We start from the raw sequence: 12,033 nt of genomic DNA on the forward strand, positions 1-12,033 counted from the left end.
CCGAATATCGATAAATCCACCTGTAAATAACAGAACTACACACAGAATATAGCTGTGTCAATTCATATACCGTGTACTTACCGTATTCGTACTCTTTGACAACACTCTTCTTAAAGTCGTCACTAAACACCCTTTTCGGTGCGATTTTCTTGCCCTTTTTCATAACGTTGACCTCCTTTTTTGGTCAACCTTTTTTATATACGGACACTCAAATCTGCTACTTGCAGCTTGTAGCTTGCAACGTGCAGCTTTTTAACGTTTCTGCTGAAAAAAATTCTTCATCAACCATGCACATTCATCTCTCAAAACACTGCTGATGACTTCTGTTTTGGGGTGGAAGGGGGAGTGATTGGCGATGAGGTGTTTATGGAATCCATTTTTTTCATCACTGGCACCATATACAATGCGACCGATCTTACCCCAATACAAGGCACCACAACACATCAAACAAGGTTCGAGGGTAACATAGAGGGTTGCATCCGGTAAATATTTACTACCCATGCTACTGTAGGCTGAAGTGAGTGCGAGGATCTCTGCATGCGCAGTGGAATCGTTGAGTAATTCCACCTGGTTATGTCCGCGCGCAATGATCTTATTGTTCATGACCACCACCGCACCTACCGGAACTTCATCCGAATCAAAAGCCAATTGGGCTTCTTTAAGCGCTTGCTGCATGAAATATTCGTGGGATTCGGAGAGCATGGGGGGTGAAAAGTGAAAGGTGAAAAGTCAATAGTCTTTAGACATAGTCCATAGTACATGGACTAGCGTAAAAATAGTGTATAAAATGAAACATATCTAATATCTGCCATCTGCGATCAGCCCTTCGCTATCCGCTATTTCACTTGTATTTCCAATTTCTGTCTTTTCCTTCTTCCAGCCATTCGAGCATGGTGTTGAGACGTTTGATGCGGGTGGGTTCTGTTTTGGCTTCAGTAATCCATTCGATGTATTCTTTTTTATGTGATGGAGAAAAGGCTTCAAAGACTTTTTTGGCTTTAGAATTTTTTTTTAATGCTGCAATGATATCTGCCGGAACGACGATCTCTTTTGGGGTGGTTTTTGTTTTAGCGGGCAGCTTAATACCGTTTTCGTTCAACAGCACCGCCTCTTTGATGTATGCGATCATGATCTTATCTGCCGGAAGATCTTTAACAGTCGTAATTCTATCAAAATGTCCCATGGCACCTCGGTCTTTGATCTGCATGATCTTATTCGGGTCTTTCATGATGGATGCTTTCCAGAAACCAAAAGCACAATGTTGTTTAAAAGCTGCCATGCTGCATACTACCCCTTTGTATTCAAAATGTGGGAAACTCCATTTAATGGTTTCGGTGATATCCGGACAAGCTTTATGTACCAGCTTTCGGATATGTTGTAAAACAGTCTGGGCAAAAGGTGCCGCTTTTGTGATATAAGCATCAATTCGCGGGTCTGGTTTGTTCATGAGCTAATATAAAAAAACATCCGCTCTAAAGAAAGCGGATGTTTTATAAACCCTTGTAGCCTGAAGCTTGCAGCCTGTAACTCAAAGCTTCCTCACAACAATATTCTTAAACCACACATTATCTCCATGATCTTGTAAAGCGATATGCCCTTTGAAGTTCTTACCAAAAGCTGGCATGGATCTGAATTTACTGTTCGCAATTAAGTTATTCCATTGCTCATCACCATAGGTAGTTGATAAGATGGAAGTGCCATTCAATTTGAACTCTAATTTACCTTTGTTACAAATGATCTCTGCAGTATTCCACTCGCCAACGGGCTTGGTGACACCTTCTGTTGAAGCAATCAGATCATATAAATTACCGGCACGGTGTTTATCGATCTTTGCATCAGGATGTCCATCATTGTCCAGCACCTGCATTTCCGGTCCGGTATACCAAACGTATTTGTATTTGGAAGGATCATTTTGTACCCAGAAAATAATGCCGCTATTTCCGTTTTTAGCAATCTTCCAATCTAGCTTGAGATGAAAATTCTCCAGTTCCATCTCGTGTATAATATCACCCCCTCTTTTCGACTGCCAGTCTGTTTTATCAGATGCGTCTAAATGTAGGGTTCCATCTACCACTTTCCATGCTTGTCCGATAGACTCCTTGCCATAAGTTTTCCAACCCTTGGTTGTTTTTCCATCAAATAAGGATATCCAGTCTTCTTTTTGTTGAACACTATTCATGGTAGTATTATGTTCGGAAGTGCTGCCACAAAATAACATAGCGCTTAACAAGGCAGTGGTGATCCAGGTTTGTATCATAATTATTTCTTTAAGAGCATGATATATTTTACCATCGCTTTAGCGTCATCTTCACTGATGGTAGGATGTGCTGTCATAGGCACTTGACCCCAAACACCCTGTCCGCCTTTAATGATTTTTCCGGCAAGCATTGTTACATTCTCTTCTGTATTTTCATATTTCTCTGCCACCTGTTTGTAAGATGGACCGATGAGGTTATCACTTACTTTATGGCAAGTCAAACAATCTGATTTTCCTATCAGTTCCAATCCTTTTACATAATCAGGATTACTGCTCAGGTCGTCTGCAGCTGCCGTTGTGGTTGTAGCAGCATTACTTGTTTCTTTTTTCTCTTCATTTCCTCCGCATGCAGCCAGAATTGCTAACATGGAAAGTGATACTAAGTACTTTTTCACGGTGTATTTGTTTTGGTGATGAGTGAGGTTAGCAGATAGCTTATAGTTCATAGCGTATAGTTGGGAAAAAATTATTGCTATTCGCTATGAACTATAAGCTATCTGTTATCCTGCTAAGTTATTCATTGATTCCCAGAATTCTTCGGTTAAAGTTTTCATCTGATCCGGTGCCGGCAAAATCGTCGAAAGCTTTGTCGGTTACGCGGATGATGTGTTTTTTAATAAAGGGCGCACCTTCTGCAGCACCTGTCTCCGGATGTTTGATGGCACATTCCCATTCCATCACGGCCCAGCCTTTATAATCATAGGCAGCCAACTTACTAAAGATGGAACTGAAATCTACTTGTCCATCTCCCAGTGAACGAAATCTTCCTGCACGATCGATCCAGTTTTGGTATCCGCCATAAACACCTTGTTTTCCGCTGGGATTAAATTCGGCATCTTTTACATGAAACATGCGAATTCGTTCATGATAATGATCGATATAACTGAGATAGTCTAAACATTGTAACACGAAATGGGATGGATCAAATAATAAACAAGCTCTTGGATGATGATTGACTTTCTCCAAAAACATTTCATAACTGATGCCATCATGCAGATCTTCGCCGGGATGTATTTCATAACAGAGGTCTACACCTTGCTCATCAAATACATCCAGAATGGGGTTCCATCTGTTGGCAAGCTCTGTAAATCCGGTTTCAACCAATCCGGCCGGACGTTGTGGCCATGGATATACGGTATGCCATAACAATGCACCACTAAAAGTAGCATGAGCATTCAATCCCAGATTGGCAGATGCTTTGGCTGCATATTTTAATTGTTCAACAGCCCACGCTGTTCTGGCTTTGACATTACCGCGAACGGATGCGGGAGCAAAGCCATCAAACAATACATCATAAGCAGGGTGTACTGCTACGAGTTGGCCTTGCAAGTGGGTTGATAGTTCCGTGATCTCTAATCCGGCAGATTGTACAATACCTTTAATCTCATCAGCATAGGTTTTACTTTCTGCTGCTTTTTGCAAATCGATGCAACGGGCATCCCAGGAAGGAATTTGCACCCCCGTAAAACCCAATGATGCAGCCCATTTACAAATGCTGTCCAAAGAATTGAATGGGGCCTGATCACCCATGAATTGTGCTAGAAATATACCGGGTCCTTTGATTGTTGTCATGATGGTTAAGTCAAAAGTGAAAAGTCAAAAGTGAAAAGTCAAAAGTCAAAAGTGAAAGGTCAAAAGTGAAACCGTTTGACTTTTCACCTTTCACTTTTCACTTCCTTATATCTTATATTCCGTCCATTTTTCTGTTGATGCGGCTGACGCTACTACATTGTCGATGAATGCCATGCCTCTTAATCCGTCTTGGGTATTGGGGAAGTCCAACATTTCGGGGGTAGGGGTGGTGCCATCGATTCTTGCGGACAATGTTTGTGCAAAATTTCGGTAGATATTGGCGAAAGCTTCCAGATAACCTTCGGGGTGTCCGCCCGGTGTTCTGCAATTAGACGTTGCAAAAGAGCTAAGTCTATCACCATAATTACCGCCCGCTCTTAAAATTTGTGTAGGTTGATCGAGCCATTTTACAATTAAGGTATTGGGTTCATGTTGTGCCCATTCAATACCACCTTTTTCGCCATAGATACGAATCTTCAAAGCATTTTCTTCGCCTGCGGCTACTTGTGAAGCCATGAGAACACCTCTTTCGCCATTGCTCATGCGTAATAAAACATTCCCATCATCATCGAGTATACGTCCTTCAACCATTGCATTCAAATCAGCACAAAGATGGGTGATCTGTGAGCCGGTTACATATTCTGCTAAATGTGCGGCATGGGTACCGATATCGCCCATAGCACCTGCTTTACCGGATTTTTTCGGGTCTGTTCTCCAGGCAGCCTGTGCATTGCCTTCTCTTTCTGATAATTTGCTCAGCCAGCCTTGCGGATATTCCACCCACACTTTTCTAATCTTACCCAATGCACCGCCCGTTACCATGGCACGCGCTTGTTTTACCATTGGGTATCCTGAATAAGTATGAGTCAAACAAAGAATCAATCCTGTTTCCTGTACTTTTTGGTGTAATTGTTTCGCCTCATCAAGGGTAAATGTGATGGGTTTTTCGATCACAACATGAAATCCATGTTCCAATGCCATCATTGCCGGGGCAAAGTGTGCGAAATTGGGTGTAACGATGGTTACAAAATCCATACGCTGATCAGCGGGCAACTGACTTTCCTTAGTGATCATCTCATCATAAGTCAGATAGATCCGGTCTTCCGGTAAAAACAAAGAGCGACCAGAGTCTTTCGCGATCTCGGGATTGATGCTGAGAGCTCCACAACAAAGTTCAATCAGTCCATCCATGTTAGCGGCAAGGCGGTGAATGGCACCAATAAAAGCATCTTTACCCCCACCTACCATACCCATCCTGAGTTTACGATTCATGTCAATTAGTTTTTGGTTTCGGTTATTAAGCGCTGAAATATTTTAGAAATGTAAGGTTATTAAAAAAATAGAAGCGGACGAAATTTTGCTGAGTAAAACAGAAAGATAAAAGTGAACAGTTGTTCGTTTTATCATCTAATACTTTGTCATGCGTTAAACATTTTAGTAGGGGTTGAAAAAATAAAAATTACATTTAGTGGGGTTTTCTATTCTCAATACCAACGCTTATGCAAGCCATTATAGTCATATCTATTCACCCCTATTCAAGGGTATTCCACCGACAATCATTTTTTCTTTGTCGACAGCTATTGTTTAAACACTAATTCCTATATTTATTACCTGCGAAAAAACGATTATGGGAACAGATCAGAACAGAAGAAAAACGATCAAACAATTGCTTGCCGGATCAGCACTTCTTGCTACATCTGTGCCTTCTTTTGCATTAGAAGCAGAAAAAAAGTCTTCGTCTATGGCACTCAAAGGCAATATCAATCATTCTGTTTGTCGCTGGTGTTACAATGATATTCCACTGGATCAGTTATGTGTGATAGTGAAAGAAATGGGATTGGTGGGTATAGATCTGGTTGGACCTAAAGAGTGGGACATTCTCAAAAAACATAACCTCATTTCAACCATGTGTAATGGCGCCGAGATTGGCTTGGTGAAAGGCTGGAACGATCCGCAGTACCATGATGTATTGGTTAAGAATTATACTGAACATATTGAACTGGTATCCAAGGCCGGTTATACCAACCTTATTTGTTTTAGTGGGAATAGAAATGGTATGGATGAAGAAACCGGATTGAAGAATTGTGTGGATGGATTGAAAAAGATCATGTCATTGGCAGAAAAGAAGGGTGTGGTGATTCAGATGGAACTCTTCAACAGTAAAGTTGATCATAAAGATTATATGTGTGATAGCTCTGCCTGGGGTGTTGAATTGTGTAAGCGTTTGGGCTCTCCTAATTTTAAGTTGCTTTATGATATCTATCACATGCAGATCAATGAGGGAGATATCATTCGAACCATTAAAAGAGATCATCAATATTTTGGTCATTATCATACAGCTGGGGTTCCGGGTAGACATGAAATTGATGAAACACAGGAATTGTATTATCCTGCCATCATGAAAGCCATTGTAGAAACCGGATTTAAACAATATGTAGCACAGGAATTCATACCAACAGGAAATGACAAGATAGGATCATTAAGAAAAGCAGTGCAGTTGTGTGATGTGTGAGGTGGCTGATAGTCCATGGTCGATAGTCCATGGAAGCAAATTTTCACCATGGACTATCGACCATGGACCATCAACTAAAATAAACAACAAACCTTCATAAACAAAAGACCATGGCCGATCAAAATTATGACGCAATTGTAGTGGGCTCAGGTATTAGTGGTGGCTGGGCTGCCAAAGAGCTTACTGAAAAGGGGCTCAAAGTACTGATGCTCGAGCGTGGACGTAACATTGAGCACATCAAAGATTACGTGAACGCCAACAAAGAAGCATGGGACTATCCCCATCGCGGTAGAAGAACACAACAGATGATCAATGATTATCCTGTGTTGAAACGCGATTATCCTTTGAATGAAACCAATCTCGATTATTGGGTGAATGAAAAGGAAAGTCCTTACACCGAAGTAAAACGTTTCGACTGGTTCCGAGGATACCATGTTGGTGGACGTTCACTGATGTGGGGACGCCAGAGTTATCGTTGGAGTGATTTTGATTTTGAAGCCAATGCCAAAGACGGTATTGCCGTTGATTGGCCGGTTCGTTATAAGGATATTGAGAAATGGTATACTTATGTAGAACGCTTTGCAGGTATTAGTGGTAGCAAAGAAAATTTGCCACAACTTCCTGATAGCGATTTTCTTCCCCCAATGGAACTCAACTGCGTAGAAAAAGATCTTGCAAAACGACTGAAAGAATATTATAAGAATCAGCGTACCATGATCATCGGCAGAACTGCTAACCTTACTAAGGAGCATGAAGGTCGTACCAGCTGTCAGTATCGTAACAAATGCTGGTTGGGTTGTCCATTCGGTGCTTATTTCAGTACACAGTCTTCAACATTACCCGCCGCCATGAAAACGGGCAACTTAACGTTGCGTCCATGGTCAATTGTTACTAAAGTATTATACGATAAAGATAAAAAGCGTGCAACGGGGGTTGAAGTATTGGATGCTGAAACAAATCAGACCTATACTTACAAGGCAAAGATCATTTTCCTGAATGCTTCTGCATTGAACTCTGCATGGATCCTGATGAATTCTGCCACAGATATCTGGCCTGATGGCTTGGGCAGCAGCAGTGGTGAACTTGGACATAATGTGATGGACCATCACTTAGGTGTAGGTGCAGGCGGACGAGTAGAGGGCTATGAAGACAAATATTATTTTGGTCGCCGTGCCAACGGTATTTATATCCCTCGTTATCAGAACCTGTTTGGTGATAAGCGAGATTACCTACGTGGGTTCGGATATCAGGGAAGTGCTTCTCGCCAAGGTTGGGGTCGTGATGTGGCTGAATTAAGTATTGGTGCAGATTTTAAAGATGCGCTTACTGAACCCGGTGGCTGGTCTTTTGGTATGATGGGTTTTGGTGAAGTATTACCTGATCATAACAACAAGATTACACTGGATAAAAATGTAAAAGATAAATGGGGTCTTCCGGTTCTTTCTTTTGACTGTGAGTTGAAAGAAAATGAATTGAAGATGAGAAAAGATATGGAAGCAGATGCCATCGAAATGTTGACCAATGCCGGCGTAAAAGATGTAAGAGGATATGAAGGCAATGGCGTACTTGGTCGTGGTATCCATGAAATGGGAACAGCACGTATGGGACATGATCCAAAAACATCCGTTGTAAACAAATACAACCAAGTGTGGGATGCACCTAACGTATTTGTAACCGATGGCGCTTTCATGACTTCCGGAGCTTGTGTAAATCCATCATTAACCTATATGGCATTTACAGCCAGAGCTGCCGATTACGCAGTGTCTGAATTAAAGAAACAAAATTTATAATAGTGAGTAGTGAATAGTGAGTAGTCAATAAAAGTATTACTCATTTCTCACTACTGACTTCTCACTAAAAACAAAGACCATGAATAGAAGAGAAGCCCTTTCCAGCGTTGCCTTGCTGCTTGGTGGAACTATTATAGGTTCCAGTGCTTTCCTGATGGGTTGTAAATCCAGCGGAAGCGAAAGTGGTATTAGCTTTTCGCCCGACGATATCAGTTTCCTCAATGAAGTAGGAGAAACCATTTTACCTGCTACCAGTACCCCGGGTGCTAAAGAAGCCAAAGTGGGAGAATTTATGTCTGTGTATGTAGCAGATTGTTACGAAGCAAAAGACCAAACCATCTTCAAAGAAGGAATCAAGAAACTGAATGAAGCCAGCCAGCAAAAGAATGGTAAATCATTCATAGAAAGCACACCGGAACAACGTCATGAATTATTGGTGGCGTTGGATAAAGAAGCCAAAGAATACCAACAGAATAAAAAACCGGAAGACCCGAATCATTATTTCCGAATGATGAAAGAGCTAACACTGTTAGGCTTCTTTACTTCAGAAGTAGGTGCTACCAAAGCATTACGCTATGTAGCGGTACCGGGTAAATATGAAGGCTGTATTCCTTATAATAAGGGGGATAAAGCTTGGGCGACTTAATTAAATAAAAGTAAAAATTCAAAAGTCAAAAGTTAGAAATGATAGTGCAAGCTTCTTTTCACTTTTGACTTTTTACTTTTGATTTTTGACTTTTCTTTTCCATCATTTAAAATTTTCACCATGTCAACCAATCGTAGAGAATTTCTTCGCAATACGGGATTTGCGGCGCTGGCGGCTTCTTTGCCTTTTGCCGGTAAATCGTCTTCTTTTTTAAGCTCGCTTTCTCCTTATAAACCTATTGGCTCTTTTGGAATTCAGTTATGGACTGTGAAAGAAGCATTGTTTGCTGATGCGAAAGACACGCTTGCCAAACTTTCTTCCTATGGATATAAACAGATCGAAAGCTTTGAAGGTCCAAAAGGATTTTTTTGGGGTATGAAGAATACTGAATTCAAAAAATACATGGATGATCTGGGTATGAAGATCGTTTCTTCTCACTGTAACAATACAGTGGATTTTGAAAGAAAAGCTGCTGAAGCTGCTGAGATCGGCATGTCATATTTGATCTGTCCATGGAAAGGTCCACAGAAATCAATCGATGATTTCAAGCGCTTCAATGATGAATTCAATAAGTGTGGTGAGATCGCTAAGAAGAATGGTATTCGTTTCGCTTATCATAATCACGACTATTCTTTTAAAGTACTTGACGGACAAATTCCGCAAGTGGTGATGATGGAAGGAACAGATAAAGATTTGGTGGATTTTGAAATGGATATTTATTGGGTGGTTGCTGCAGGAGAAGATCCTAAAGCATGGTTCAAAAAATATCCGCATCGTTTCCGTTTGTGTCATGTGAAAGACCTGACCAAAACAGATAAAGGGAATGAATCTTGCCAGATTGGAAAAGGAACCATTGATTTCAAATCGATTTTAAGTGAAGGATCTAAATACGGAATGAAAACATTCATCGTAGAACAAGAAGCATTCACCGGAACCAACCCAATGGATAGTGCAAAGGCAAATGCAGGGTATATGCGTAAGTTTGAAATCTAGTGAATAAAGAATATTGAATAAAAAATGTCGAATGATGAAGTAAATACAACTTTCATCATTCGACATTTTTTATTCAATATTCAATATTTCCTACACTCCCAAACTCCACCCCTCTCTATACTGTCTTCTCACAAACTGATTGGCTTCGTCGAAATTGGTGATCTTCATGTTTGGACCATCCCATACTAACCTAATGTTACGACCTGGGTATGTGGTACGTCCATTTTCCATTTTCTTCTGAAGGTCATAACTACGAATGGCTAAGTTGCCCATGAGTACACTTTCAGTAAGTGGTCCGGCTACATCGAAATTAGAACTCAGGTTTTTGGCAGCTTCTGAGCCATAACCGGCAATAGCAGCTTCTACCCATGCGGCATAATGCCCATTATCGCCGTTCGGAACTCTGGCAACGGTTTGAGGTACTTGTGTGGTCTTGGTTAAGCTGGTTGGCAATAAATTGGGAATCGCTCCATAAGTGCCACACATCATCTTTCCTTTGGTACCGATGAAGATGGTACCATTACCACCATCGCCCATCATTTCATTGGGTCCTAGTTCTGCCGGACGTTCGGGTTGAATACCACCATCCATCCAGTGCATGGTAAGATCAGGTTTCCCATTCTGCCCTTTGAATTTTAAGATGATATGAGAAGCAAGAGGTCCGCATTCAGGTGCATATACTGCGTTCCAGTTTCTTTCATAACGTTTTGCCACGCTACATTCTGCAGATTCAGGATAACCAAGTCCCAATACAGCAAATGCAGGCGCCATAATATGACAGGCCATATCACCCAAAGCACCGGTACCATAATCCCACCAACCACGCCAGTTGAATGGAACGAGATTGTCTACATAATCCTTATATGGCGCTGTACCCAACCAAAGGTCCCAGTTCAGTTCTTTAGGTACCGGTAACGTATTTTTTGACCATTGGATACCTTGTGGCCATACGGGTCTGTCTGTGTAACAATAAACGGTATGTACATCACCAATTAAGCCTGCATTGTACCAATCTACCAACTGTCGAACACCATCGCCTGATGCGCCCTGGTTACCCATTTGTGTCACCACTTTATAACGGTGAGCTGCCTGTGTAAGCATACGTGCTTCATAGATATCGTGTGTCAATGGTTTCTGAACATATACATGTTTACCCAGTTGCATAGCAGCCATGGCTTGTACAGCATGCATATGATCCGGAGTGGAAACAGATACCGCATCTATATTTTTATGCTCCTTATCCAACATTTCTCGGTAGTCTTCATACACTTTGGCATTTGGATAACGCTCTCTACTTTTACCCGTTTGTCTGCTGTCTACATCACAGAGAAAGGCGATATCTGCTTTTCCGCTCTTAAAAAAACTATAAATATCACTCTCACCTTTACCCCCTGCGCCAATACCGGCAATTTGAAGTTTGTCACTGGGCGCAACAAAACCGCGACCCAGTACACTGCGGGGAACAATGTAAAACCCGGCTAAAGCGGTTAAACCATTTTTGAGAAATTTTCTTCTGGAATCATCCTGTGCAACAATGTCTTGTTGTTTCTTTTTGGAGTTTTTTTTCATAAAAATCAGTTGTTGGTTGGATAAGCAATCGAACTATGAATTTATTTAATTATTTTGATTGATAAGTATAAAAGATTAAGCCGATCATTCAGCAGCTTTTTTGTAAAAAAAGACCCTGCATGATCGGCTCAATTCATCGTAATGCGGTGGATTTATAAATTAGGCGGTCGTCTGTTTTCGATATACATATCAATACCGGTATATTTCCCGCTAACTTTCTTTAGCATACCCGTATCCACAAATCCAAACTTCTTCTGTATAGTCAAAGAATCTTCATGAATATAAGTAACCATTATCCATCTATCGCTATCCAATCGCAAGGGTAATGACTTGGATTGTTGTCCATTATGGGTGTTGATTTGTAACGCATAGATACCTCTCTTAAATTCTGTTACAGGTATCTCTTGCAACCCGGGTTTAGCCTGATATTGCCTGGGAGAGAGACTCTTATTTTTCTCTCGATCGTTCATTACAATACTGAAATCTATTTTTTCCTTACTCTCATTATTGAAAACCAAATAAGTGACGGGTCTGTAAGCTTTACATGATAGCAAAAAAATAAGTGCTAATGATAATTGGATTTTACTGAGTCGCATAGACGAATATTTACATCAAAAAATAAGCTGTTGCTTCATCGTTTGATGACGCATTTGACTAATGATGTATATAAAACGTAAAACGTTGCCTCTCTATC

Annotated in this window: 12 protein-coding genes; 4 read left to right on the plus strand and 8 right to left on the minus strand. The window is 40.9% G+C overall.

Annotated elements, in window-relative coordinates; genetic code table 11:
* Positions 1–252: 252 nt before the first annotated feature.
* From tadA to ACTIEV_RS02440, 6 genes are all read right to left on the minus strand, one after another.
* The gene (gene tadA / locus ACTIEV_RS02415; RefSeq protein WP_439515977.1) at positions 253–702 is read right to left on the minus strand and encodes a tRNA adenosine(34) deaminase TadA; all 450 of its coding nucleotides are present in this window, start codon (positions 700–702) and stop codon (positions 253–255) included.
* 139 nt (positions 703–841) lie between these two features.
* Positions 842–1,447 (minus strand): YdeI/OmpD-associated family protein, encoded by a 606-nt coding sequence (locus ACTIEV_RS02420; protein ID WP_322195500.1) that lies wholly within the window; start codon positions 1,445–1,447, stop codon positions 842–844.
* A gap of 81 nt (positions 1,448–1,528) precedes the next feature.
* A complete protein-coding gene (locus ACTIEV_RS02425; RefSeq protein ID WP_322195501.1) occupies positions 1,529–2,257 on the minus strand; it encodes a 3-keto-disaccharide hydrolase in 729 nt (242 codons plus the stop codon).
* A 2-nt stretch (positions 2,258–2,259) separates the two neighbouring features.
* Positions 2,260–2,703 carry a c-type cytochrome gene (locus tag ACTIEV_RS02430; protein WP_439515978.1) on the minus strand — a complete coding sequence of 148 codons (444 nt, stop codon included), beginning with the start codon at positions 2,701–2,703 and terminating at the stop codon, positions 2,260–2,262.
* 67 nt (positions 2,704–2,770) lie between these two features.
* Positions 2,771–3,829: a sugar phosphate isomerase/epimerase family protein gene (locus ACTIEV_RS02435; RefSeq protein WP_322195503.1), complete on the minus strand. Its 1,059-nt coding sequence runs from the start codon at positions 3,827–3,829 to the stop codon at positions 2,771–2,773.
* Between the two features lie 105 nt (positions 3,830–3,934).
* A complete protein-coding gene (locus tag ACTIEV_RS02440; RefSeq protein WP_322195504.1) occupies positions 3,935–5,101 on the minus strand; it encodes a Gfo/Idh/MocA family protein in 1,167 nt (388 codons plus the stop codon).
* A 355-nt stretch (positions 5,102–5,456) separates the two neighbouring features.
* Between ACTIEV_RS02440 and ACTIEV_RS02445 the strand changes: the two genes are divergently transcribed.
* The 4 genes from ACTIEV_RS02445 (at position 5,457) to ACTIEV_RS02460 (ending at position 9,770) form a co-directional block, all read left to right on the plus strand.
* Positions 5,457–6,341: a hydroxypyruvate isomerase family protein gene (locus tag ACTIEV_RS02445; RefSeq protein WP_322195505.1), complete on the plus strand. Its 885-nt coding sequence runs from the start codon at positions 5,457–5,459 to the stop codon at positions 6,339–6,341.
* A 110-nt stretch (positions 6,342–6,451) separates the two neighbouring features.
* Positions 6,452–8,131: a GMC oxidoreductase gene (locus ACTIEV_RS02450; RefSeq protein WP_439515979.1), complete on the plus strand. Its 1,680-nt coding sequence runs from the start codon at positions 6,452–6,454 to the stop codon at positions 8,129–8,131.
* A 79-nt stretch (positions 8,132–8,210) separates the two neighbouring features.
* A complete protein-coding gene (locus tag ACTIEV_RS02455) occupies positions 8,211–8,777 on the plus strand; it encodes a gluconate 2-dehydrogenase subunit 3 family protein (RefSeq protein ID WP_178888352.1) in 567 nt (188 codons plus the stop codon).
* A 120-nt stretch (positions 8,778–8,897) separates the two neighbouring features.
* Complete coding sequence (locus ACTIEV_RS02460) at positions 8,898–9,770, plus strand: sugar phosphate isomerase/epimerase family protein (protein ID WP_322195506.1); 873 nt, start codon at positions 8,898–8,900, stop codon at positions 9,768–9,770.
* A gap of 90 nt (positions 9,771–9,860) precedes the next feature.
* Here the strand turns inward: ACTIEV_RS02460 and ACTIEV_RS02465 are convergent, their stop codons facing one another.
* Together ACTIEV_RS02465 and ACTIEV_RS02470 are read right to left on the minus strand one after the other, a co-directional pair.
* Positions 9,861–11,339 carry a Gfo/Idh/MocA family protein gene (locus ACTIEV_RS02465; protein ID WP_322195507.1) on the minus strand — a complete coding sequence of 493 codons (1,479 nt, stop codon included), beginning with the start codon at positions 11,337–11,339 and terminating at the stop codon, positions 9,861–9,863.
* A 152-nt stretch (positions 11,340–11,491) separates the two neighbouring features.
* Positions 11,492–11,935 carry a hypothetical protein gene (locus ACTIEV_RS02470; RefSeq protein ID WP_322195508.1) on the minus strand — a complete coding sequence of 148 codons (444 nt, stop codon included), beginning with the start codon at positions 11,933–11,935 and terminating at the stop codon, positions 11,492–11,494.
* Positions 11,936–12,033: the final 98 nt, after the last annotated feature.

Source organism: Sediminibacterium sp., assembly GCF_051861365.1.
In the GTDB taxonomy this organism is placed as follows: Bacteria; Bacteroidota; Bacteroidia; order Chitinophagales; family Chitinophagaceae; genus Sediminibacterium.